The sequence below is a fragment of the Streptomyces mashuensis genome (assembly GCF_014654785.1).
Lineage (GTDB): Bacteria > Actinomycetota > Actinomycetes > Streptomycetales > Streptomycetaceae > Streptomyces > Streptomyces mashuensis.
On the sequence record NZ_BNBD01000001.1, the window covers coordinates 975,609 to 998,652 of the forward strand.

Genomic DNA, 23,044 nt, shown 5'->3' on the forward strand with positions numbered 1-23,044 from the left:
CGCGGCCCCGGTCCCGTCCGGGCGCCCGTCCCCGAGGAGGGAACAGCCATGGCCGACGCATACATCGTCGACGCGGTCCGCACCCCCGTCGGCCGGCGCGGCGGCGCCCTGGCCGCCGCCCACCCGGCGGACCTGGCCGCGCACGTGCTGCGCGCCCTCCTCGGGCGCACCGGCGTGGACCCCGGCGCCGTGGACGACGTGGTCCTCGGCTGCCTCGACACCGTCGGCCCGCAGGCCGGCGACATCGCCCGCACCGCCTGGCTGGCCGCCGGGCTGCCCGAGCACGTCCCCGGCGTCACGGTCGACCGGCAGTGCGGGTCCGGTCAGCAGGCCCTGCACTTCGCCGCGCAGGCCGTGCTGTCCGGCACCCAGGACCTCGTGGTCGCGGGCGGCACGCAGAACATGTCCCAGGTGCCCATCGGCTACGCCTTCCACCAGGCCGTCCGCCCGCTCGGCCTGACCGCCGGCCCCTTCGCCGGCTCCGCCGGCTGGCGCGCCCGCTACGGCGGCCTGCCCGTCGACCAGTTCCACGGCGCCGAACTCATCGCCGACCAGTGGGGCATCACCCGGGAGCGGATGGAGGAGTACGCCCTGGAGTCCCACCGGCGCGCGGTACGCGCCCTCGACGAAGGGCGCTTCGCGCGCGAGACCCTGCCGTACGGCGACTGCACCGCCGACGAGGGACCGCGCCGCGACACGTCCCTGGCCAGGATGGCCGCCCTGCCGCCGGTCGTGCCCGGTGGCCGGCTGACCGCCGCCGTGTCCTCCCAGATCTCCGACGCGGCCGCCGCGCTCCTCGTCGCCAACGACCGGGCCCTGCGCACGCACGGGCTGACGCCGCGCGCCCGCATCCACCACCTGTCCGTCCGCGGCGAGGACCCCGTCCGCATGCTCACCGCGCCCATCCCGGCGACGGAACACGCCCTGCGGAAGGCCGGCATGAGGATCGACGACATCGACCTGGTGGAGGTGAACGAGGCGTTCGCACCGGTGGTCCTCGCCTGGCTCGCGGAGACCGGCGCGGACCCCGGGCGGGTGAACGTCAACGGCGGCGCGATTGCCCTCGGCCACCCCCTGGGGGCCACGGGGGCGCGGCTGATGACCACGCTGCTGCACGAACTGGAGCGCACGGGCGGCCGGTTCGGGCTCCAGACGATGTGCGAGGGAGGCGGACAGGCGAACGTGACCATCATCGAACGGGTGTGATCCCCGTTCCGTCGCTGCCGGACGGGCCGGCCAGCGCCGCCAGCACCCGCCGCGCCCCCTCCACCACGTCCCCCACGAGCTCCGCGCACGTCGGCACGTCCTCGATCAGCCCCGCCACCTGGCCCGCCGACATCACGCCCGCCTCCACGCGGCCCTCCACCATCGCCGCCCGCAACAGCATGGGCGTGCTCGCCGCCAGCAGCACCTGGCCCCACGCCAGCCCCCGGACCCGCCGCAGCGCCACACCGTCCCGCACCAGACGCGCCCACCCCGACCCCGACAGGCGGCGGAAGGCCACCGCGTGCCGCGCCGCACGGAGCAGGGACCGGGTGCGCCCCGCACCCTCCAGCCCCTCCACGAACGCCGTGCGCAGCACCCGGTGCGGCAGGCCGTCGACCTTCCGCGTCACCACCACGTCGGCCACCGACGCCGCCAGGTACGCCTCCTTCACCGCCCGCGGCACCGGGCTCTCCGCCGTCAGCAGGAACCGCGTGCCCATGCCCACCCCGCACGCCCCGTACGCCAGCGCCGCCGCCAGGCCCCGGCCGTCGAAGAAGCCGCCCGCCGCCACCACCGGAATCCCCACCGCGTCGACCACCTGCGGCACCAGCACCGTCGTCGCCACCCGGCCCGTGTGGCCGCCGCCCTCCGCGCCCTGCACCAGAACCGCGTCCGCGCCCCACGCCGCGACCTTCTCCGCGTGCCGCAGCGCCCCCACCGTCGGCATCACCACCACGCCCGCGTCCTTCAGCCGGGCGATCAGCCCGCGCGACGGGGCCAGCGCGAACGACGCCACGCGGACGCCCTCCTCCACCAGCACCGCGACCCGCTCGGCCGCGTCGCCCGCGTCCGCCCGCAGGTTCACCCCGAACGGGCGGTCCGTGCGCGCCCGCACGGCCCGTACCGCCGCCCGCAGCTCGTTCGGCGTCATCGTCGCCGAACCCAGGAAGCCCAGCGCGCCCGCCTCCGCCACCGCCGACACCAGGCCGGGGCCGGCCACCCAGCCCATGCCCGTCTGCACGACCGGGTGGCGGACGCCGGTGAGCCGCGTCAAGGCCGTCGGCAGCACCGGGGGCAGCGCCGGGGGCTCCGGGCCGCTCATCCCCGGACCTCGCGCTCCCGCAGCCCCGCCGGGTCCAGCACCTCGCGGATCAGCCGCAGTTCGGCGGTGCCGGGCACGCGCGTGCGCGGCACGTCGTCCGGTACGTCCAGCGGGAAGCCCGTCGCCGCCCGTACGTCCTCCGCCGCCACCCCCGGGTGCAGCGACACCACCCGCATCGTCCGGTCCGGCGTCCCGAAGTCCAGCACCGCCAGGTCGGTGACCACGCGGACGATCCGGTGGTACCGCGCCACCCGCGGCCCCGCGGCCGCCGCCCGGTCGTACCCCACGCCGCACACCATGTCGACCCGCTCGACGAACACGCGCCGCGAGTGCCGCGGCACCCAGTAACTCACGGGGTGGTTCACCGTGTTGGCGGGCGCGCCGCGCACCCCGATCAGCTGCCGGTGCGGCTGCCCCCAGTCGCCGACGCAGCTGATGTTCTGGTTGCCGTGCCGGTCGAGCTGGCTCGCGCCCATCATCGCGTGCCGCCGGCCCCCGTACGACAGCGACAGGTGCCGCCGGTACGGCAGCCAGCCCTCCACCGCACCGCCGCCCGTGACGAGCAGCGCCTCCCCGTCCGTCAGCAGCAGCCGCGGCGCGAACGTCAGCCGGGCCAGCCGCGCCCCCAGCGCCGGGACCAGCCCCCCGACCGGGCTCGCCAGGACCTCGCCGGCCCCCCGCCACGCCTCCGCGCACGCCACCACGCACACCTCGGCGCGCGTCGCCCCGCCGGTCACGCCCCCTCCCGCGCGAAGTCCGCGACCGCCCGCCGGTAGGCGTCCTCGTCGCCCGACAGGAAACGCCCCGCGAACGCCGCCCACGCCTCCGGGTCCGCCGCGGCCTTCGCGTACGCCGTCTGGAACGCCTCGTCGCGCCCGTAGTCCGGGGCGCAGGACGTGAAGTGGGCGCCGCCCGGCGCCTCCACGACCCCCGTCACGCAGTGCCGCTGGACCAGCAGCGTCTGCGGCCCGCCCGCCGCCGCGAACTCACGTGTCTCCACGATGTGCTCGCACGACACGTACGCCTCCCGGGCCGCCTCGCAGAACAGGTCGTCGAAGTACGGGTCGGGGCCCAGGTACTGGCCGTTGCCCAGCGCGTCCGCCCGGTTGACGTGCACCAGCGCCGCGTCGAGGGCGAGCGCGGGCACGGCCACCAGCTCCTCGCCGTCCGCGTAGGGCGACGTGACCGTGCGCAGGGACGGGTTGACGCGCAGCACGTCCGAACCGAGCCCGGCCCGCACCGGCAGGAACGGCAGCCGGTGCGCCGCCGCCGTCAGGCCCCACATCACCATCGACTCGTCGAGCTCCATCAGCTCCAGGGCGCCGCGCTCCCGGGCGGCCCGGAAGTGCGGTTCGAGGGGTACGGAGTCCAGCGTGGCGAACGCGGCGACGAGCCGGCGGACCCGGCCGGCCGCCACCAGCAGCCCCACGTCCGGGCCGCCGAACGAGACGACCGTCAGGTCCGTGAGCGAGGACCGCAGCACGGCCCGCACCAGCGCCATCGGCTTGCGCCGCGACCCCCAGCCGCCGATGCCCACCGTCATGCCGTCCCGCAGCCGGGCCACGGCCTCGTCGGCCGTCATCCGCTTGTCGCCGCCGTCCGCCGTCACGACCGCTCCTCCTCGCGCCGGCGCCCGCCGCCCGCCAGGAACGCGGCGCGGTGCCGCTCCGCGACGCCCGCCACGGCCGCCTCGTAGGTGAAGCCCTGCTCGTAGCGGTAGGCGCGGCGGACGTCCACCGGGTCGATGCCGTTGAGCGCGGCCTTGGCCAGCCGCAGCAGCACGCCGTCCTTCGCGGCGATCTCGCGGGCCAGGGCGCGCGCCGCCTCCGCCAGCCCCGGCCGCGGCACCACCCGCCACACCGAGCCGTGCCCGTACAGCTCGCGGGCGGTGACGGTGCGGGAGGTGAAGTAGAGGGTGCGCATCAGGTGTTGCGGCACCAGGCGCGCCAGGTGGGTGGCCGCGCCCAGCGCGCCCCGGTCCAGCTCGGGCAGGCCGAACACCGCGTCCTCCGACGCCACGACCGCGTCCGCGGTGCCCGCCAGGCCCACCCCGCCGCCCAGGCAGAAGCCGTGCACCGCCGCCACGACCGGCACCGGGCAGTCGTAGACGGCGGAGAACGCCTCCGCACAGCCCTGGTTGGCGCCCAGCAGCGCCCGGTGGCCGGGGGAGTGCTGGATTTCCTTGAGGTCGACGCCCGCGTTGAAGCCGCGCCCGGCCGCCGCCAGCACGACGCAGCGCACCCCGGGGTCGGTGCCCGCCTCGGCCACCGCCCGCGCCAGCGCGTGCCAGCCGTGCACGGGGAGGGCGTTGACGGGCGGGAAGTCCATCGTGACGATGGCGACGCCCGGTTCGGGGCGTGCGGTGGAGATGCCCATCGGGCCACCTTTCCACCAAACGTTTGTTAGGTATCCTCGACCGTACCAGCGGACCGCCCCCAGCGGGAGGAGCGCACGTGAACCCGAGCCCACCACTGGCCGGCCGCGTGGCCGTCGTCACGGGCGGCACCCGCGGCGTGGGCGCCGGCATCGCCCGCGCCTTCCTCGCCGCCGGCGCCGACGTCGTCGTCTGCGCCCGCCGGCCCCCCGAGGAACCGGTCACCGCCGCCGGCCGCACCGCGGAATTCCTGCGCCTCAACGTGCGCCGCCCCGCAGCCGTCGAGGACGTCATCACCCGCGTCCAGGCCACGTACGGCCGTCTGGACGTGCTGGTCAACAACGCCGGCGGCACGCCCCACCGCGCGCTGGCCGACGCGGACGCCTGCCGCCACGCCCGGGTCCTGGAGCTCAACCTCACCGCGCCGCTCACCGTCTCGCTGGCCGCGTACCGCGTCATGCGGGGGCAGGCGGGCGGCGGCTGCGTGCTGATGGTGGGCAGCGTCAGCGGGACGCGGCCGTCGCCGGGGGCCGCGGCGTACGGGGCGGCCAAGGCGGGCCTGGAGAACCTGGCGCGCACGATGGCCGCCGAGTGGGCGCCGCTGGTCCGGGTCAACACGCTGGTGCCGGGGCCCGTACGGACCGGGGCGGCGCGCGCCCACTACGGCGACGAGGACGGCACCGCGGTCGCCCGGACGATTCCCGCCGGCCGCCTGGCCGAGCCGGAGGACATCGGCGCGGCGGCCGTCTTCCTCGCCTCGGACGCGGCGGCCTACATCACGGGCGCGAGCCTGCTGGTGCACGGGGGCGGGGAGTACCCGGCGTACCTGACGGCCCTCGCGGAGCAGGAAGGGAGCGCGGGATGAGCGGGACGAGCGGGATCTGCGCCGGCCGTGTCGTCGCCGTGACGGGCGCCGGGCGCGGCCTGGGCCGGGCCCACGCGCTCGCCCTGGCGGCGGAGGGGGCGGCCGTGGTCGTCAACGACCTGGGGACGGGCCCGGCGGGGGAGGGTGCCTCCGAGGGGCCGGCCCACGCGGTGGTCGCGGAGATCCGTGCCGGCGGCGGCGCGGCGGTCGCCCATACGGGCGACATCGCCACGGATGCGGGCGCGGTGTCCCTGGTCGGCACGGCCCTGGAGGCGTACGGGCGGCTGGACGCGCTCGTCAACAACGCCGGCTTCCTGCGCGACCGCATGCTCGTCAACCTCGGCGAGGACGACTGGGACGCGGTGGTCGCCGTCCACCTCAAGGGCCACTTCCTGCCCCTGCGGCACGCGGCGGCGCACTGGCGGGCCCGCGCCAAGGCCGGGCAGGTGCCCGGGGCGCGCGTCGTCAACACCACGTCGGGCGCGGGCCTGCTGGGCAGCGTCGGGCAGGCCAACTACGCGGCGGCCAAGGCCGGCATCGTCGCCCTGACCCTGGTCGCGGCGGCGGAACTGGCCCGCTACGGCGTCCTCGTCAACGCGGTGGCCCCGGCGGCCCGCACCCGTATGACGGAGGGCCCGTTCGCGGACGCCATGGCCGCCCCCGGCGCGGGTGCCTTCGACGCGATGGCGCCGGAGAACGTGTCACCGCTGGTGGTGTGGCTGGCCTCGCCGGAGTCGGCGGGCGTGACGGGCCGGGTCCTCGAGGCGGACGGCGGCCGCATCACCGTCATGAACGGCTGGCACCGGGGCCCCACGGCGGACAGCGGCACCCGCCGCACGCCGGCGGAAGCGGGCGCCGCGACCCGCCGCCTCCTGGCGCAGGCACCGCCGCCCCTGCCGGTGTACGGGTCGGGCTGAGAAGCGAGGCGCGCGGTCGCCGGTCCCGGCCTTAGGACACCACGTCCTTGCCCCGGAAGTGCCGGAACGCCAGGGCCGTGCACACCAGCGCGTACGTCACCGACACCGCCGTGCCCTTCACCATGCCGCCCCACTCCGCGTGCGGCTGGAGCGCGTCCGCCCAGGCGTACTGCCAGTGGGCCGGGAGGAGCTCGCGCCAGTGGCCGAGCGCCGTCACCGCGTCCAGGACGTTGCCCGCGATGGTCAGGCCCATCGCCCCGCCCACCGCGCCCAGCGGCGCGTCCGTGACCGTCGACAGCCAGAACGCCAGGGCCGCCGTGACCAGCTGGCCCACGAAGACGTACGCCACGACCGCTGTCAGCCGCACCAGCGCCGTGCCCGGGTCCAGGGAACCGCCCGTGGGCAGCCGCAGCGGGCCCCAGCCGTACGCCGCCGTGCCCGCCGCCAGGGCCACCGCCGGCAGCAGGGCGATCGCCGCCGCGCTGAAGGCCAGGGCCACCGTCAGCTTGACCGCCAGCAGGCGGGAGCGCGGCACCGGGGACGCCAGCAGGTAGCGCAGTGACGACCAGCCCGCCTCCGAGGCCACCGTGTCGCCGCAGAACAGCGCCACCGGTACCACGAGCACGAAGCCCGCCGACACGAACACCGCCGTCGCCGCGAAGTTGAGGCCCGACGCGGTGGCGGTGTCCATCAGGGTGATCCGCCCGTTGCGGCCCTTGGGGTCGCCGCCGACGGCGAACGCCGCGATGAGCACGAACGGCAGCACCGCCAGCACCGCGCCCATCACCACCGTGCGCCGCCGCCGCACCTGCCGTGCCGCCTCCACGCGCAGCGGCAGCGTGCCGCCCGCCCGGTAGCCGGGCGCCGCCGCCGTACTCATGCCGTGCCTCCGATCAGGGTCAGGAACGCGTCCTCCAGCCGCCGGTGCGGGCCCACGCCCGTCACCGGCACCTCCAGCCGCACCAGCTCGGCGAGCAGCTCCGGCACCCGGGCGCCGTCCAGGCGCACCACCAGGCCGCCCTCGGCGCGCACCGCCGAGGCCACGCCGGGCAGCCCGGCCACCTTCTCGGCCATGACGTCCGTCACCAGGCCCTCCACGCCGATCAGCAGGGTGTCGCCCGAGCCGGTGATCCGCTCCACCGGCCCGGCGTCCACCAGCCGCCCGCGGTCCATGACCACCAGGTGCGTGCAGGACTGCTCCACCTCGGACAGCAGGTGGCTGGAGACGATGACCGTGCGGCCCCCGGCCGCGTAACGGATCATCACCTCGCGCATCTCCCGGATCTGCGGCGGGTCCAGGCCGTTCGCCGGCTCGTCGAGGATCAGCAGGTCGGGCAGGCCCAGCATGGCCTGGGCGATCGCCAGCCGCTGCCGCATGCCCTGCGAGTACGTGCGCACGGCCCGCTCCAGCGCCGAGCCCAGCCCGGCGATCTCCAGGGCCTCCTCCAGGTGCGCGTCCCCGGCCGGGCGGCCCGTGGCCCGCCAGTACAGCTCCAGGTTGGCCCGGCCCGACAGGTGAGGCAGGAACCCCGCGCCCTCCACGAAGGCGCCCACGCGCGACAGCACCGGCGCGCCGGGGCGCACCGCGTGCCCGAAGACGCGGATCTCGCCCTCGTCCGGCCGGATCAGGCCCATCAGCATGCGCAGCGTCGTGGTCTTGCCGGCGCCGTTGGGCCCCAGCAGGCCGAGCACCTGCCCGCGCTCGACGCGGAAGGACACGTCCCGGACGGCGTACCGGTCGGGGGAGCCGGCGTACCGCTTGCTCAGCCCGGTGATCTGCAACGGCACGTCGGCCAGCGCCGGGTCGGGCGGCGGTACGGCCGTACGGCGGCGGCCGGTCAGCAGCAGCGCCGCCGCCACGACCAGTCCGCCGGCCGGCAGCCCCCACGTCCACCACGGCAGCCCCGCCGCCCCGGTCCGCACCCCGGGCGCGGTGGGGACGCTCAGGGCCCCGCCGGCCAGGGCGACGGTGTACGTGGCGGGGCGGACCGGCGAGGCGTAGCCGAGGTCGGTGGCGGCCAGCACGAGGCGCACCCGGTGGCCGGGCGCGAACGTGTGGTCGACGGCGGGCAGGCGCACCTCCACCGTGCGGCCCTCCCGCGCGCCGGTGACGCGCACCGGCGTCACGAGCCGGCCGGGCAGCTGCTGCCGGCCGTCGGGGCCCACGTCGTACACCTTGGCGAACAGCACCGCCTCGTCGGCGTCCGAGGCCACGGTGACCCGCACCGAGGGGGCGCCCGTCACCCGGACGCCCTCGGTCAGCGGCGCCGAGTCGAAGCGGGCGTACTGGCCGGGGAAGTCGAGTGCCACCCCGGCGCCGAGGTCCGCCAGTTTGCCCAGCGCGCCGAGGCCGGGCACGGCCGAGACGGCGGGCGGTGCGGCACCGGCCGGGTTGGCGACGGTCTGCCGGCGCCCCTTCAGCGGGACGTCGCGGAGCCCGGAGCGCAGCCCGGGGTAGGCGGCGGCGGTGGCGGGCAGCAGCCGTGTGGTGCCGTCGGTGGTGTCGAGGCCACCGGTGCGGCTGACGCGGAAGGCGGGACCGGTGGCGGTGTCCTCCTCGCCCTTCAGGTAGCGGTCGAACCAGGCGCGCGTGCGCCCCGCGATCCGGTCGTCCTCCGCCGTGGTGCCGGTGTCGTGGCCGCCGGCGATCCAGTCGACGGACACGGGCGCCCCGTTGCGGGCGATCGCGCGGGCCGCCGCGTCGGCGTGGTCGAGGGGGAACAGCGAGTCGGCGCGGCCCTGGACGAGCAGCGTGGGCACCTTGATGCGGCCGGCCACGGCGGACGGGCTGCGCTGCTCCAGCAGCTCCCGGGCCGCGTCGTCCGGCCGCCCGGCCACGGCCACGCGCTGGTACATCGCGCACAGGTCCGCCGCGAACCGCCCGCAGGCGGACGCCCCGCCGCGGGGCTTGCGGGACCCCGACGTGAAGAAGGTGCCGGCCCACAGCTTCTTGAACACGTCGTTGGGGAACAGCGCGTCGGAGAGGTTCCAGTACGTGACGGCCGGGACGATCGCGTCGACCCGCCGGTCCCGGCCGGCGGCCAGCAGGGCCACCGCGCCGCCGTACGAGGGGCCGGCGATGCCCACGCGCGGGTCGCCCGCGGCGTCCAGGCGGACGTCGGGGCGGCGCGCGAGCCAGTCGAGGAGCCGGCTGACGTCGGCGACCTCCCGGCCGGGGTCGTTGAGGCCGATGCGGCCGCCGGAGCGGCCGAAGCCGCGCGCGGACCACGTCAGCACCGCGTACCCGGAGCGGGCCAGCTCCTCGGCCTGCTCGCGCTGGTCGGTCTTGCTGCCGCCGAAGCCGTGCGCCAGCAGCACGGCCGGCCGGCGGCCCGGCCCGCCCGCGGTGAAGAACGAGGTGTCGAGGCGCACCTCGCGCCCGCTCCCCGGCTCCTCCGGCACGGACAGCACCCGGTCCTCGCGGTGCACGGATGGGTGGCCGTCCGCGACCGAGGCCGCGGTCCAGGTGCCGGCGCCGGCGAGCACGAGGGCGGCGGCCACAGCGGCCGCCGCCCTCCGGCCGCGCGGCCGGGACAGGCGCGTGAGACGCAGCTTCATGTTCGAAATGCTAAGCGTACGGGTCACGCGTCCTGGGGACGGCCGCCCTCTGGTGCGCCGTCAGGCCCGTACGAGGCGCAGCGTGACGATCTGGAACGGGGTCAGGGAGAGCGGCACCGCGTCGCCGTCGAGCCCGGCGGCACGCAGGGGCCGTTCCAGCAGGTCGCACTCGGACGCCGACGCCACGGCGAACCCGGCGCGCAAGGCCGTGCGCACCCGGCCGCCCAGCGCCTCGTACAGCCGTACCACCACGTCGCCGCTGCCGTCGTCCGCGAGCTTCACCGCCGACACCACCACCGCCTCGTCCGCCACGGACACCAGCGGCTCCACCGCCCCGCCGCCCGGCACGCGCCGCTCCGGCAGGTTGATGCGGTGCCCCTCGCGCACCGCGTCCGCCATGGAGGCGCCCGGCACCAGCGCGTACCGGAAGCGGTGCACCCCCTGGTCGGTGCGCGGGTCGGGGAAGCGCGGCGCGCGCAGCAGCGACAGGCGCACGGTGGTGCCCGTGGTGGCGGCGGTGCCCTCCGCGCGCGGGATGCGGGTCACGTCGTACCCGTACGTCGCGTCGTTCACCAGCGCCACGCCCCAGCCCGGCTCCTCCACCCGGACGAACCGGTGCGCGCACGCCTCGAACTTGGCGGCGTCCCAGCTGGTGTTGGTGTGCGTGGGCCGGTGCAGGTGGCCGAACTGCGTCTCGGCGGCGATGCGGTCCGTGTGCACGTCCAGCGGGAAGGCCACCTTGAGGAACTTCTCCGTCTCGTGCCAGTCCACCTCCGTGGTGAACTCCACCCGGCCCGCGCCCGCCGGCAGCGTCACCGTCTGCTCCACCCGCGAGGCGCCGAAGCTCCGCACCACCCGCAGGGAGTCCGGGCCCACCCGCTCCAGCTCCACCGCACCCGTCAGGTCCGTGACCGTGTTGCGGTAGAAACGGTCCACGTCCCAGGCGTCCCACATCACGGGGAAGTCCTGGTGCAGCTGGAGCAGGTTGGCCGCGCCGCCCGGGGCCAGCGTCTCCCGGCCCGTCCCCAGGTGACGCACCGACACCACCAGGCCCCGCCCGTCGACCTGCACCCGCAGCAGCCCGTTGTCGAGCACGAAACCGCCGCCCTCGCGCCCGGTGACGGACACCTCCGGCGCGACCCCCGCGGCAGTGTCCGCGGCACGCGCCGCACCGAAGGCCGGCACCCCGCCCCGGGCGTGCGGCGCCGCGTTGAACACCAGCACCCCGGTGCCGTCCGCCGCCGCACCGGCCAGCGCGGCCTGCGCCGCCCCGACGACCTCCTCCAGCTCCGCCGCCACCTCCGCGTACGTCCGCGCCGCCTCCCGGTGCACCCAGGCGATCGACGTGCCGGGCAGGATGTCGTGGAACTGGTGCAGCAGCACCGTCTTCCACAGCCGGTCCAGCCGCTCGTACGGGTACGGGAACCCGGCGCGCACCGCGGCCGTCGCCGCCCACAGCTCCGCCTCGTGCAGCAGGTGCTCGCTGCGCCGGTTGCCCTGCTTGGTCCGGGCCTGGCTGGTCAGCGTGGCCCGGTGCAGCTCCAGGTACACCTCGCCCGTCCACACGGGCGCCTCCGCTCCGTACTCGGCGTGCGCCTTCTCGAAGAACGCCGACGGCTTCTCGAAGACCACCCGCGCCGAGCCCTCCAGGTCCGCCAGGCGTTTGGCCCGCGCCACCATCTCGCGCGTCGTGCCGCCCCCGCCGTCGCCCCAGCCGGTGGGCGCCAGCGAGCGCGTGGCGGCACCCTTGTCGCGGAAGTTGCGCACGGCGTGCGCCAGCTCCTGGCCCGACAGCTGCGCGTTGTACGTGTCGATCGGCGGGAAGTGCGTGAACACCCGGGTGCCGTCCAGGCCCTCCCACCAGAAGGTGTGGTGCGGGAAGGCGTTGGTCCGGCTCCACGAGATCTTCTGCGTGAGGAACCACTTGGCGCCCGCCAGCCGCACCAGCTGCGGCAGCGCCGCCGAGTAGCCGAACGTGTCCGGCAGCCACACCTCCTCCGTCTCGACCCCGAACTCCTCCAGGAAGAAGCGCTTGCCGTGCACGAACTGCCGGGCCAGCGCCTCCGACCCCGGCATGTTCGTGTCCGACTCCACCCACATGCCGCCCACCGGCACGAAGCGGCCCTCCGCGACCGCCTTCTTCACCCGCGCGTACACCTCCGGCCGGTGCTCCTTGACCCACGCGAACTGCTGCGCCTGCGACATCGCGTAGACGAAGTCCGGCTCCTCCTCCAGCAGCGCGGTCATGTTGGCGGTGGTCCGCGCCACCTTGCGCACCGTCTCGCGGAGCGGCCACAGCCACGCCGAGTCGATGTGCGCGTGCCCGACCGCGCTGATGCGGTGCGCGGAGGCGTGCGCGGGCGCGGCGAACACGCCGGCGAGGCACTCCCGGGCCCGGGCGGCCGTGCCGCCCACGTCCTGGAGGTCGAGCGCGTCGAGCGCCCGTTCCACGGCCCGCAGCACCTCCCAGCGGCGCGGCGCGTCCTCCGGGAGGCCCGCCATCAGCCCGCCCAGCACCTCCAGGTCCTGCACCAGCTCCCACACGGTGCGGTCCAGGACGGCCAGGTCCATCCGGGCCAGCCGGTAGCGGGGCGCGGCGTCCGCGGTCTCGCGGTCGCCCAGCTCGGTGGGGACGAAGGGACGGTAGTCCATGATCACCGGGTTGGCGGCGGCCTCGACGTGCAGCAGCACCTGCTCGCCGCCCTCCGCCCGGTCGGCGATCCGCACCCAGTGCGTGCGCGGGTTGAGGCCCTTGACCGGCGAGCCGTCCGGCCGGTAGACGAGGCCCTCGCACTGGAACCCGGTCATGTTCTCGTCGAACCCCAGGTCGAGGAGGGCCTCGACGGTCCGCCCGGCCCAGTCGGCCGGCACCGTGCCCGACACGGTGAACCAGCTGGTGCCCCACGCCGGCCCCCATGCGTCCCCCACCGCGACCGGCGTCCGCGGGGCCGCCAGCCCCTCGGCGACGGGCACGGGCTCCCCAGGGGCGTGCCACACCGAGACGTCCAGGGGCACGGACACGGGGTGGACGGCGGGCCGGACACGCTCGTCCAGCACGCGCTGCAGCCGGGCTTCGGTGAGGGCGCGGTCGTGATGCATCGGCGGTCCCTTCGCGGGAGGCGGGACGGGGCGGCGGGTCGGGTGCGGCCGTTCGGGGCCGGCGGTTCAGGGCCGGCCGGTGCCGTGCGGCCGGCGGAGCACGGTGGTGGCGGGGGACGACACGGCGTACAGCTCGTCCACGGCCCGCACCTCGATCCGGGTGGCCGGCTCGCCGGCCGGGCGGTGCAGCGCCGGGACGTAGAAGGCATGCCCAGCCGTGCCGCCGAGGAAGCGGCGGGCTCCGCCGGACAGCACCTGCCGCACCTCGTAGTGCCGCACCGGCCCGGGCGCGGCGTCCCACGCCAGCCGCAGCTCCGTGGTGCCGTCCGGGCGTTCCCGCGCCGCCGTGACGACGGGCCGGCCGGGCGGCGCGGGCGGCGGGGGCACGGCGTCGCGTACGGCCAGCCGGCCCAGCCGCCAGTGGACGGCACCGCCGTCCGGGGCGGTGAGGCGGACGCCGAGGCCGTGCAGGAGCCCGCGGTGCCACAGGGCGCCCAGCGGGACGGTGACCGTGGTCCAGGGGCTGCCGCCCGCGCGGAGCCGGCCGGCGGGCAGCCGGCGGAACCGTTCCCCGCCGCGCCCGCCCGGGGCCGTCGCGGCGGCCAGCTCGACGCGGACGGCGGCCGAGCCGGGGCCGGTGCGGTAGGTGAGCTCCACGACCGTCCGCGGGGAGAGCGGCAACCGCGTCGCGTACAGCTCCAGCGTCGTGGGTGCGGTGAGCTCCCCCGTGAGCAGCAGGCTGCCGCCGCCGTACCAGGCGTCGGCGAAGTCGAAGCCGACGGCGGGCCGGGCGCCCGCCGTATGGACCACCCAGCGGCGGCCCGGCAGCCGGTCCTGGAGGCCCAGGTGGTTCCAGGGCGCGTCCCCCACGCGTACGCCCCCGTCGTACCAGCCCAGGCCATGGCCGGTGTTGAAGACGGTGGCGAAGGGGAGGGAGGTGACGGTGGAGCGGTCGGCGACGGACACGGCCGGGGCCCGCCAGGGGCCCGGGCCCGGCGCCGGGCGGGCCGGGTCGAGGGAGGGCCCGGTCCAGAAGAGGTCGTCGCGCCGGTGGAAGGCGTCCGGGGCGCGCCCGCCGGCGGGCGGCGACGGCAGCGACTTCCACGTCCATTCGGGCCGGTAGAGGCCGAGCGAGGCGGCGTGCGGCCCGTCGGCGGGCAGCAGCGCGTCCCAGTCGACCCGCGTGTCCCAGCCCGCCGCCTCCACGTCGGCGCCCGCCCACAGCTCGTAGCGGTCGCGCCCCAGGGCGCCGGCCCGCGCCGCCGAGGCGGCCAGGCCGGCGCGGTGCCAGCCGAAGTTGAGGAACATGCTGCTCGCCGCGGCGAAGAACGGCGCGTTGTGGTCGTTGAGCTCGTTCTGCCAGGCGATGCCGCCCGACACGGCCATGGCGTCGTACCAGGTCACCCGCAGACCGCCGGGCTCCGCGCGCAGGTACGCCACGAAGTCGCGCATGTCCGCCGCCAGGCGCGCGTCGCCGCCGCCGGTCTCGGCGTTGAGGAACCAGCCGTCGAAGCCGTGGGCGCGGGCCGCCTCCGCCATCTTGTCCGCGACCGGGAAGCGGCCGTCCGGGCCGCGCCGCACCAGGTCGCGCGTCCAGCGCAGCTCGCCGCCGTACGCCACCGGCGGCAGGAAGACCGTGCCGAGGACGGGCACGCCGTGGCGGTGCGCGGCGTCCACGACGGGCGCGTTGGGCGCCAGGATCAGCCCCTCGCCCGCCGAGCCGCCCCAGAAGACCAGCTCGTCGAGGTACGCCCAGTGGGTGAGGGCGTAGTAGTCGGCGGTGGCCGAGCCCTGCGAGGGGTTGCCGGAGGTGGGCGCGAACGAGACGAGGGCGGACACCCGCGCCTGCCCGGCACGGGCGGTGGCGTTGGGCGGCGGGGGAGTGAAACGGGACGCGAGGGGGACGGTGGACCGGTTGAAGGGGAGGTCGGGGTCGGTGGCCGCGGACCAGGCGAGCAGGGTGTCGGGGTACCAGTACCGGGCGAACGGCTGGAGACCCGGCTCCTGTTCCCGCTCCCGCTTCTGCTGCTGTTCCTTCTGCTGCCTTCCCGCCGCTGCCACCGGTGGCGCGGGCAGGGCCAGGCCCGCCGCAGCGGCCAGCACCGTACGGCGGGTGAGCGGTCTCTCGCGCAAGGGGGCTCCTCCGGCGTTCCTCGTTGCTCGTTCCTCGCTTCTCGTTCCTCGGGCCGGGCTGCTACCGGCCGGTCACGTCCGCCACGCGCACCACCTCCTCGATGCCGCGTGCCGCCAGGTACGCCGCGTCCACGGCCCGTTCGGCCGGCACCACAGCCGGCCGGACCCCCTCGGCGGCCACCGCCACCCACGCCTCGAAGAACGCGCCCCCCGGCGCGCACACCCGGCGCCCCGGCGCCTCCTCCGCGCCGCCCACGTCGAGGGCGAGCGCGACCCGGCGCGGCCGCGCCGGCGCGAACGACCCCGCGCGCCACTCCCGCACCACCCGGGCCAGGGCCTCGCCCACCGGCTTGAGCCGCCGGTCCGTGGTGAACAGACCGAGGTCGTACTCCAGTTCCGGGAAGTCGGCCAGGGACCGGTCCACGTCGTGCGAGCACCACCACGTCACGCCCCACAGGTCCGGGCAGTCCAGGACGTGCGTCAGCGTCGCCCGCGTGAAGGCCGCCGCCCGGCCGGGCGGGACGTGCGGGGCCGGCGCGCCCGTCTCCTGGAGCCACACCGGCCGCGCCGGGTCCTCCGCCCACGCCTTCGCCAGTTCGGCCAGGTACGCGGCGTGCAGCTCCGTGGCCGCGCCCCGCGGCCCGTACCGCTGGGCGGTGCCGTTGAACACCCAGGAGTGCACCACCGTCATCGCGCCCAGGAGCGCCGAGTGCGCCGGCGTGAAGGGGTGCGTGCCGTCGTACCAGGCGGCGTCGTACGAGGCATGCACGTGCAGCCGGCCGGGGGCCGCCGCCTCGCACGCGTCCAGCATCCGCCGCAGCCAGCGTCCGGCCTCCGCCGGGGTGACCCGGTCGGGGTCGGGGTGGGGCGGGCCGGAGAACTGGTTCACCTCGTTGCCGACGGTCAGCCCGAGGAAGCCGGGCAGGTCCGCGAGGGTCTCGCCCAGCGCCGCGAGGTAGGCGGCCTGGGCCTCCACCACCGCCTCGTGCGTGAACAGGTTGCGCCGGTGCCAGGTGGTGGCCCACGAGGGCACGAAGTCGAAGCTCGACAGGTGGCCCTGCAAGCCGTCGACAGCCACGTCCAGGCCGCGCTCGGCGGCCGCGTCGGCGAGCAGGCGCAGCTGGTCGAGGGCGCGGGGCCGGATCAGGGTGCGGTTGGGCTGGAAGACGGGCCACAGCGGGAAGACGCGGACGTGGTCGAGGCCGAGCCCGGCGATGTCGTCGAGGTCGGCGCGGATCTCGTCCGGGTCGAAGTCGAGCCAGTGGTGGAACCAGCCGCGGCTGGGGGTGTAGTTGACGCCGAAGCGCATGCGGGGGAGCCCTCCTCAGCCCTTGACGGCGCCTTCGCCGACGCCGCGGAAGAAGTACCGTTGCAGGCAGACGAACATGAGGATCAGCGGGGCCACGGCGATGACGGTGCCGGCGGCCACCAGCCGCGGGTCCTGCGCGAACGTGCCGTGCAGGTGGTTGAGGCCCACGGTGAGGGTGAAGTGCCGGGGGTCCGACAGCACGATCAGCGGCCACAGGAAGTCGTCCCAGGCCCCCATGAACGCGAAGATCGCGACGACGGCGAGCGTGCCGCGCACCGACGGCAGCGCGACCCGTGTGAACCGCTGCCACACGTTCGCGCCGTCCACGACGGCGGCCTCCTCCATCTCGTACGGCACGGCGGCGAAGGCGTTCCGCATCAGCAGCACGTTCAGCGCCCCGACCGCGCCGGGCAGCACCACCGCCACCAGGCTGTCGTTCAGCCGCAGCTCCCGCACCAGGGTGAACTGGGCGATGATCACGGACTCCAGCGGCACCAGCAGCGCCAGGACGAAGGCCAGCCCGGCGGCCCGGCGTCCCCGGAAGCGCAGCCGCGCCAGCGCGTACCCGGCCATGGATGCACCCGCGAGGTTGGTGAGCACACTGGCGACCGCCACCTTCACGGAGTTGAGGGCGTAGTCCCAGACGGGCACGATGCGGGCCACCTCCGCGTAGTTGCCGAGCGTGGGGTGGCGCGGCAGCAGGCGCGGCGGCCAGGTGTAGAGGTCCTCGGTGCCGCCCTTGAGCGACGTGGACAGCTGCCACAGGAAGGGGCCGACGGTGAGGGCGAGGACCGCGGTCATCAGGGCGTAGCGCAGCGCCTTCTCCCAGGGGGAGGTGCGGGTCGTCCACGTCATCGGGCTTCCCCTTCCGGCCCCCTGGTCGTGCGGTCGCGGGCGCCCGCGTACAGCACGAGCAGCATGAGGAGCAGCGCCACGACGAAGACGACCAGGGACAGCGCCGACGCGTACCCGGTCCGGCCGCCGAGCCCGGTGCCCGTGCGCTGGACCAGCATCACCAGCGTGGTGTCCTGCCCGGCCGGCCCGCCGGTGGGGCCCGCCAGCAGGAACACCTCGGCGAACACCTTGAACGCGGCCACCGACGACAACGCGCCGACCAGCACCATCGTGGAGCGCACCGCCGGGACGGTGACGCTGGTGAAGCGGCGCAGCGGGCCGGCGCCGTCCACGGCGGCGGCCTCGTGCAGCTCGCGCGGCACGGTGGCCAGCGCCGCGAGGTAGATGATCATGTAGTAGCCGAGGCCCTTCCAGACCGTCAGCGCCATCGCCGCGAACAGCAGCAGCCACTCGTCCCCGAGGAACGGCACGGGGCCGGCGTCGGCCAGCCGCAGCAGCCCGTTGACCAGGCCGCGGTCGTCGAGCATCCAGTTCCAGATCAGCGCGACGACGACCACCGAGGCCACCACCGGCGTGTAGTACGCCGCGCGGAAGAAGGCCACGCCGCGCAGCGGCTTCTCCACCAGCAGCGCGAGCAGCAGCGGCAGCAGCACGGTGAACGGCACGACGAGCAGCACGTACAGGCCGCTGTTGCGCAGCGCCACCCAGAACTGCTCGTCGGCGGCCATGGCGCGGAAGTTGGCGAGCCCCACCCAGTGCCCCGGGGAGAGCGTGCGGGCGTCGGTGAACGCCCGGCCGACGGTGCTGACGAACGGGTAGAGGGAGAAGACGGCGACGACGGCGAGGCCGGGCAGCAGGAACAGCCAGGGACTGACGGCCCGGTGGGTACGGACGCGGGGGACACGGCGGACGCGCGGGGGGCGTCCGGGCACGGGGCGGAGCACGGCGGCGTCCGCTCAGCCCTGCCGCAGCAGCCGGTCGCTCTGCGCCACCGCGTCGTCCAGGGCCTTCTGCGGCGACTTTTTGCCCTGCAACGCCTTGGCGACCTCGTTGCGCAGGACGGTCTTCATCTCGTCGCTCATCACCACGGGCGTGTAGTTGACGGCGCCCTTGAGCATCCGTGCCGAGGCCACCCGCACCCGGCCCTCGTCGGTGCCGTCGTCCCGCGTCCAGTACGGGTCGTCCAGCGAGCCGCGGGTGCTGGGGAAGACGGCGACCTTGTGCGCGAACGCCTCCTGGTTGCGCCGGTCGGTGACGAAGTGGGCGAACGCGACGGCGGCGGCCTTGTGCGTGCTGCGCTCGCTCACGGCCACGCCCATCACGTACATGTTGGGCTTGCCCGTGTTGTTGGGCGCGTCGACGATGCCCAGCTCACGGTGGAGGCCGGGCGCGTTCTTGCGGAACGTCTCCAGGTCGTGGGCGCTGCCGGGGTTGATGGCGACCTTCTGCTCCAGGAACTTCTGCCCCGACTTCTCGGGCGTGTTGGTGAGCGCCTGCGGGTCGAGCCCGCCCTGGTCGTACAGGCGCTTGTAACGGGTCAGCAGCTCCACGCCCTTGGGTTCGTTGTACGTGAACCGGGTCGCGTCGTCGTTCATCAGCCGGACGCCGTAGCGGCCGAAGTCCTCGATGGAGGGGGCCGCCGCCAGCGTCGCGGTCCTGCCGCCCGACGCCTTCGTCATGCGCTCGGCGACGGCGAAGAGCTCGTCGAAGCTCCGCGGCGGCTTCTCCGGGTCGAGCCCGGAGGACCGGAAGAGCGCCTTGTTGTAGAAGAGCGGCCCGGTGTTGAGGTACCAGGGGAAGGCGTACGTGCCGTGGAGTCCCGGCAGGGCGTTGCCCTGCCAGGACTCGGGCGTGTACTCGTCCTTGAACCGCGCGGCGGCCGGCTCCTTGTCGAGGTTGGTCAGCAGGCCCGCCTTGGCCAGCGGGTACGACAGGTCGGGCGAGACGTTGACGACGTCGGGGAGCGTGCCGCCGGCGGCGTCGGCGCCCAGTTTCTCGGCGTAGTGTTCGGCGGGCTGGTCGACCCAGGTCACCTTGACGCCGGGGTTCTGCCGCTCGAAGTCGCGGACGAGGCCCTCGAAGTAGTCCTTGAAGCGGGCCCGCAGGTTCCAGGTCTGGAAGGTGATGGACCCCTCGGGCCTCCCCCCGGCCCCGGACCCGGCCCCGCCACCACCCCCGTCACCGCTTCCCGCGCCACCGCACCCCGACAGCCCCAGGACGAGCAGCAGGGCCGGCAGGAACGAGCGTGCGGGTCTGCGGACGACCGTCATGCCGACGAGCTCCTTCGATCGGGCCGGGGAGGACCAAGGTGCCGTGCGGTGGTGTGCGGGCGTGCCGGGTGCGTCAGGTGCGGGACCAGTGAAGAACCTGCACCCGTGCGGGGACCGGCGTCAATACCGCCGGACGCGCGAGGGGCCGCCCACGGCGTGCGTGGACGGCCCCTCGTGAGGTCACGGTCAGACCGGTTCGGGCTGGAGTTCCGGGCGGGGTGCCGGGGCGGGCTTGGGGTCCCACTGGCGGGTGACGCGGACGTAGCCGTAGATCACCGAGAGCATGGCCAGCAGGATGAGCGGGCCGGAGAACCAGCGGTGTTCGGCGATCTGCATCGGCAGGTAGCGGAACGCCAGCAGGAGCGTGGTGAAGACCACCGCGGCGTACGCGGCCAGCTGGAGGCCGGCGCGGTCCCAGTCGCGGGTCTGGGCGCGCAGGGCCGCCTCGATCATGAGCGTGAAGATCACGCCGGTGACGATGTCGGTGCCGTAGTGGTAGCCGAAGCCCAGCGTGGCGCCGAGCGTCGCGACCAGCCAGAACGTGCCGCCGTAGCGCAGGAGGCGCGGGCCCTTGCGGGAGTGGATGAAGATGGCGGTGGCCCACGCGGTGTGCAGGCTGGGCATGCAGTTGCGCGGGGTGAAGTCGTTGAACGGCATGTGCTGCGGTGCGGTGAGCGGGGTCACCGTGTTGGGCCACAGGTCGGCCACCGCCCAGTGCCCGCCGTCGGCGCCGTAGGCGAAGATCGGCCCGACCACCGGGTAGATCATGTAGATGCCCGGGCCGAGGAGGCCGATCACCAGGAAGGTGCGCACCAGGTGGTGCTGGGGGAAGCGGCGCTCGGCCGCCACGTTGCGCAGCTGGTACACCGTGACGAGGACCGCGGCCACCGCGAGCTGGATGTACACGTAGTCGAGGATGTGGTTCCCGACCGTACCGGTGGCCTCGACGAGCCGGCCCACCACCCAGGACGGGTTGCCCAGGGCGTGGTCGGCGGTGGCCACGTACTGGTCGAGCACCGTCGGGCGCGTCCTCGACGTGATGAGCAGCCATGTGTCACCGGTCTTGCGGCCGGCCACCAGCAGCAGCCCCAGCCCGACGCCCTTCAGCAGCAGGGCGCGTTCCCGCCCGGTGCGGCGCGTGACGGCGATGACGGCGCAGGCCAGGGTCACCCACAGGGCGCCGTTGCCGAACATCATCTTGGCGTCGACCGCCCAGCGCACCAGGAAGAAGACCACGTCGATGCCGGCGGCGACGCCGAACGCGATCAAGCGCTCCCGCCAGGGGAGCACCACCGACATCAGTGCCATGCCGGCGTAGAGGAGCGGTCCCGACTTGGGTGCGAAGACCACCTCCCGTACCTGGTTGGTGATCGGCCCGCGCATGCCGTAGTGGCGCGCGGCGATCTCCAGCGCGACGAGGAACGCCAGGGCCACCGCGGCAACGCCGGCCCACAGCATCGCCCGTGGTTGACGCCACACCGCGGGCGTCGTTCTGCTGTCTATTCGCGATATCAATGATTCGGCCGTCGTGTGAGGTTCCGGGTGGTCTGGTCGTGAGCCCGAACATGCTATCGGGGTTGTGGTGAGGGCGGGCGGGGGCCGCCGGAAGGTCGTCCCGCACCCCCGGATCATGACCGTACCTTTACGTACTGTTTAATTGCGAGCGGTTCGCAATTGCGGGCCTGTGGTACGAACGCATGAGCACTATCGATCAGGGCGTGATCAGAGGTATGGGCAAGACGGCCCGGTCCGTACGAGGAGCGGCCGCCGCGGCCGTGGCAGGGGTCCTGGTGGCCGGGGGTGCGGGGTGCTCCGCACCCGGCGGGGCCGACGGCGGACGGGCGAAGGACATGCTCGTGGTCGGGCTCGCCGAGGAGCCCGAGACGCTGAGCCCCCTGCTCGGCTACGGCAAGGACGGCAACTCCAAGATCTTCGACGGGCTGCTGCGCCACGACGCCGCCATGCGGCTCCAGCCGGCGCTCGCCACCGCCCTGCCCCGGGTCACCGACGACGGGCGCACGTACACGTACAGCCTCCGCAAGGGCGTGACGTTCAGCGACGGCAAGCCGTTCACCGCCAAGGACGTCGTCTTCACCTACCGCACCATCCTCGACGAGAAGACCAACAACGCCGCCAAGGGCGAACTCGACGCCATCGACCAGGTCACCGCCCAGGGCGACGACACCGTGGTCTTCTCCCTCAAATACCCCTACGCGCCCTTCGCCGAGCGCACCGTCCTGCCCATCGTCCCCGAGCACGCGGCCGCCGGGCAGGACGTCAACACCGGGCCCTTCAACACCACCCCCATCGGTACCGGCCCGTACGTCCTCACCGGCTGGAGCAAGGGCGAGAAGCTCACCTTCAAGGCCAACCCCCACTACTGGGGCGGCGAGCCGAAGATCAAGAAGCTCACCATGGCCGTCGTCAAGGACGACGACGTCCGCGCCACCCGGCTGCGGACCGGCGACCTCGACGGCGCCATCCTGCCGCCCGAGCTCGCCAAGGGCTTCAAGGGCGACAAGAGCCGCACCACGATCACCGCACGGACCACCGACTTCCGCGGCGTGACCCTGCCCACCGGCAACAAGGTCACCGGCGACCTCGCCGTCCGCCGCGCCCTCGACCTCGCCGTCGACCGGCAGGCCATGGTCGACACGCTGCTGGAGGGCGCCGGCCGCGCCGGGTACGGGCCCGTGCCCACCGACAGCCCCTGGTTCGCCAAGGGCACCGAACGCCCCCACGACCTGGAGAAGGCGAAGAAGCTCCTCGACGACGCCGGCTGGAAGGCCGGCGACGACGGCGTCCGCGAGAAGGACGGCACCCGCGCCGCCTTCACCCTCTGGTACCCCGCCGGTGACAAGCTCCGCGAGGAGCACGCCCTCGCCTTCGCCGCCGACGCCAAGAAGGCGGGCGTCACCGTCACGGTCCAGAGCGGCACCTGGGAGGTCATCGAGCCGCGCATGAAGGACGACGCCGTCCTCGCCGGCGGCGGCAACCCCGCCGACCCCGACTTCGACCTCTACAACCTCCTGCACTCCTCCCTCGCCCTCGACGGCTTCAACAACATGGCCGCCTACCGCAACCCCGACGTCGACAAGGCCCTGGAGGAAGGCCGCCGCGGCGGCGATCAGGCAGCCCGCAAGGCCGCCTACGACACCGTCCAGCGCGGCCTCGCCGACAACCCCGGCTACGTCTTCCTCACCCACGTCGACCACGTCTACGTCGTCAAGGACGCCTGGAAGGACCTCACCACCCAGGTCGAGCCGCACGACCACGGCCTGGGCGCCGGCCCCTGGTGGAACGCCGAGGACTGGCAGCCGAAGCAGTGACCCCGCGCCCGGCCGCCCTCCCCTGGG

General features: G+C 75.1%; 17 protein-coding genes. 4 read left to right on the forward strand and 13 right to left on the reverse strand.

Features of this window, described 5'->3' with window-relative positions:
* Positions 1 to 48: 48 nt before the first annotated feature.
* Positions 49 to 1,206: an acetyl-CoA C-acetyltransferase gene (locus IE305_RS04065; protein WP_190127945.1), complete on the forward strand. Its 1,158-nt coding sequence runs from the start codon at positions 49 to 51 to the stop codon at positions 1,204 to 1,206.
* Here the strand turns inward: IE305_RS04065 and IE305_RS04070 are convergent.
* The 4 genes from IE305_RS04070 to IE305_RS04085 are packed head-to-tail and all read right to left on the reverse strand — an operon-like array spanning position 1,190 to position 4,684.
* Positions 1,190 to 2,308, reverse strand: a complete 1,119-nt coding sequence (locus tag IE305_RS04070) for an NAD(P)H-dependent flavin oxidoreductase (protein WP_190127946.1) — start codon at positions 2,306 to 2,308, stop codon at positions 1,190 to 1,192. The genes IE305_RS04065 and IE305_RS04070 overlap by 17 nt on opposite strands.
* A complete protein-coding gene (locus IE305_RS04075) occupies positions 2,305 to 3,045 on the reverse strand; it encodes a CoA-transferase subunit beta (RefSeq protein WP_190127947.1) in 741 nt (246 codons plus the stop codon). The genes IE305_RS04070 and IE305_RS04075 overlap by 4 nt, the downstream gene beginning before the upstream one ends.
* A complete protein-coding gene (locus IE305_RS04080) occupies positions 3,042 to 3,890 on the reverse strand; it encodes a CoA transferase subunit A (RefSeq protein WP_190128211.1) in 849 nt (282 codons plus the stop codon). Before IE305_RS04080 ends, IE305_RS04075 begins: the two co-directional genes overlap by 4 nt.
* Positions 3,891 to 3,913: 23 nt before the next feature.
* Complete coding sequence (locus tag IE305_RS04085; RefSeq protein WP_190127948.1) at positions 3,914 to 4,684, reverse strand: enoyl-CoA hydratase family protein; 771 nt, start codon at positions 4,682 to 4,684, stop codon at positions 3,914 to 3,916.
* Between the two features lie 77 nt (positions 4,685 to 4,761).
* Between IE305_RS04085 and IE305_RS04090 the strand changes: the two genes are divergently transcribed.
* Entirely contained in the window at positions 4,762 to 5,547 is a 786-nt protein-coding gene (locus IE305_RS04090) for an SDR family oxidoreductase (RefSeq protein WP_190127949.1), read from the forward strand.
* The gene (locus tag IE305_RS04095; RefSeq protein ID WP_190127950.1) at positions 5,544 to 6,464 is read left to right on the forward strand and encodes an SDR family oxidoreductase; all 921 of its coding nucleotides are present in this window, start codon (positions 5,544 to 5,546) and stop codon (positions 6,462 to 6,464) included. Before IE305_RS04090 ends, IE305_RS04095 begins: the two co-directional genes overlap by 4 nt.
* 31 nt (positions 6,465 to 6,495) lie before the next feature.
* Here the strand turns inward: IE305_RS04095 and IE305_RS04100 are convergent, their stop codons facing one another.
* The 9 genes from IE305_RS04100 to IE305_RS04140 form a co-directional block, all read right to left on the reverse strand.
* Positions 6,496 to 7,344, reverse strand: coding sequence for a DUF2705 family protein (locus tag IE305_RS04100; RefSeq protein ID WP_190127951.1), 849 nt, complete (start codon positions 7,342 to 7,344; stop codon positions 6,496 to 6,498).
* Entirely contained in the window at positions 7,341 to 10,022 is a 2,682-nt protein-coding gene (locus IE305_RS04105; protein ID WP_190127952.1) for an alpha/beta fold hydrolase, read from the reverse strand. Before IE305_RS04105 ends, IE305_RS04100 begins: the two co-directional genes overlap by 4 nt.
* Positions 10,023 to 10,082: 60 nt before the next feature.
* On the reverse strand, positions 10,083 to 13,121 hold the full coding sequence (locus tag IE305_RS04110) for an alpha-mannosidase (protein ID WP_190127953.1): 3,039 nt from the start codon (positions 13,119 to 13,121) through the stop codon (positions 10,083 to 10,085).
* Positions 13,122 to 13,187: 66 nt separating this feature from the next.
* The gene (locus tag IE305_RS04115) at positions 13,188 to 15,254 is read right to left on the reverse strand and encodes an endo-beta-N-acetylglucosaminidase (RefSeq protein ID WP_190127954.1); all 2,067 of its coding nucleotides are present in this window, start codon (positions 15,252 to 15,254) and stop codon (positions 13,188 to 13,190) included.
* Positions 15,255 to 15,315: 61 nt separating this feature from the next.
* Positions 15,316 to 16,563 carry a glycoside hydrolase 5 family protein gene (locus IE305_RS04120; RefSeq protein ID WP_190127955.1) on the reverse strand — a complete coding sequence of 416 codons (1,248 nt, stop codon included), beginning with the start codon at positions 16,561 to 16,563 and terminating at the stop codon, positions 15,316 to 15,318.
* A 15-nt stretch (positions 16,564 to 16,578) separates the two neighbouring features.
* Positions 16,579 to 17,418: a carbohydrate ABC transporter permease gene (locus IE305_RS04125; protein WP_190127956.1), complete on the reverse strand. Its 840-nt coding sequence runs from the start codon at positions 17,416 to 17,418 to the stop codon at positions 16,579 to 16,581.
* Positions 17,415 to 18,350, reverse strand: coding sequence for a carbohydrate ABC transporter permease (locus tag IE305_RS04130; protein WP_229890499.1), 936 nt, complete (start codon positions 18,348 to 18,350; stop codon positions 17,415 to 17,417). Before IE305_RS04130 ends, IE305_RS04125 begins: the two co-directional genes overlap by 4 nt.
* Positions 18,351 to 18,374: 24 nt before the next feature.
* Complete coding sequence (locus IE305_RS04135) at positions 18,375 to 19,688, reverse strand: extracellular solute-binding protein (RefSeq protein WP_190127958.1); 1,314 nt, start codon at positions 19,686 to 19,688, stop codon at positions 18,375 to 18,377.
* A gap of 186 nt (positions 19,689 to 19,874) precedes the next feature.
* On the reverse strand, positions 19,875 to 21,146 hold the full coding sequence (locus IE305_RS04140; RefSeq protein WP_190127959.1) for a phosphatase PAP2 family protein: 1,272 nt from the start codon (positions 21,144 to 21,146) through the stop codon (positions 19,875 to 19,877).
* Positions 21,147 to 21,385: 239 nt separating this feature from the next.
* Here IE305_RS04140 and IE305_RS04145 point away from each other — a divergent pair, with 239 nt between their 5' ends.
* Entirely contained in the window at positions 21,386 to 23,017 is a 1,632-nt protein-coding gene (locus tag IE305_RS04145) for an ABC transporter substrate-binding protein (protein ID WP_229890501.1), read from the forward strand.
* The last annotated feature ends 27 nt before the right edge of the window (positions 23,018 to 23,044 follow it).

What these genes read in the sequence shown, in the direction of transcription:
- IE305_RS04085 (WP_190127948.1), bottom strand. Translation starts at nt 4,684, where the DNA reads ATGGGCATCTCCACCGCACGCCCCGAACCGGGCGTCGCCATCGTCACG.
- IE305_RS04120 (WP_190127955.1), bottom strand. Translation starts at nt 16,563, where the DNA reads ATGCGCTTCGGCGTCAACTACACCCCCAGCCGCGGCTGGTTCCACCAC.
- IE305_RS04125 (WP_190127956.1), bottom strand. Translation starts at nt 17,418, where the DNA reads ATGACGTGGACGACCCGCACCTCCCCCTGGGAGAAGGCGCTGCGCTAC.
- IE305_RS04100 (WP_190127951.1), bottom strand. Translation starts at nt 7,344, where the DNA reads ATGAGTACGGCGGCGGCGCCCGGCTACCGGGCGGGCGGCACGCTGCCG.
- IE305_RS04080 (WP_190128211.1), bottom strand. Translation starts at nt 3,890, where the DNA reads ATGACGGCCGACGAGGCCGTGGCCCGGCTGCGGGACGGCATGACGGTG.
- IE305_RS04070 (WP_190127946.1), bottom strand. Translation starts at nt 2,308, where the DNA reads ATGAGCGGCCCGGAGCCCCCGGCGCTGCCCCCGGTGCTGCCGACGGCC.
- IE305_RS04065 (WP_190127945.1), top strand. Translation starts at nt 49, where the DNA reads ATGGCCGACGCATACATCGTCGACGCGGTCCGCACCCCCGTCGGCCGG.
- IE305_RS04140 (WP_190127959.1), bottom strand. Translation starts at nt 21,146, where the DNA reads ATGCTGTGGGCCGGCGTTGCCGCGGTGGCCCTGGCGTTCCTCGTCGCG.
- IE305_RS04105 (WP_190127952.1), bottom strand. Translation starts at nt 10,022, where the DNA reads ATGAAGCTGCGTCTCACGCGCCTGTCCCGGCCGCGCGGCCGGAGGGCG.
- IE305_RS04110 (WP_190127953.1), bottom strand. Translation starts at nt 13,121, where the DNA reads ATGCATCACGACCGCGCCCTCACCGAAGCCCGGCTGCAGCGCGTGCTG.
- IE305_RS04095 (WP_190127950.1), top strand. Translation starts at nt 5,544, where the DNA reads ATGAGCGGGACGAGCGGGATCTGCGCCGGCCGTGTCGTCGCCGTGACG.
- IE305_RS04135 (WP_190127958.1), bottom strand. Translation starts at nt 19,688, where the DNA reads ATGACGGTCGTCCGCAGACCCGCACGCTCGTTCCTGCCGGCCCTGCTG.
- IE305_RS04145 (WP_229890501.1), top strand. Translation starts at nt 21,386, where the DNA reads ATGAGCACTATCGATCAGGGCGTGATCAGAGGTATGGGCAAGACGGCC.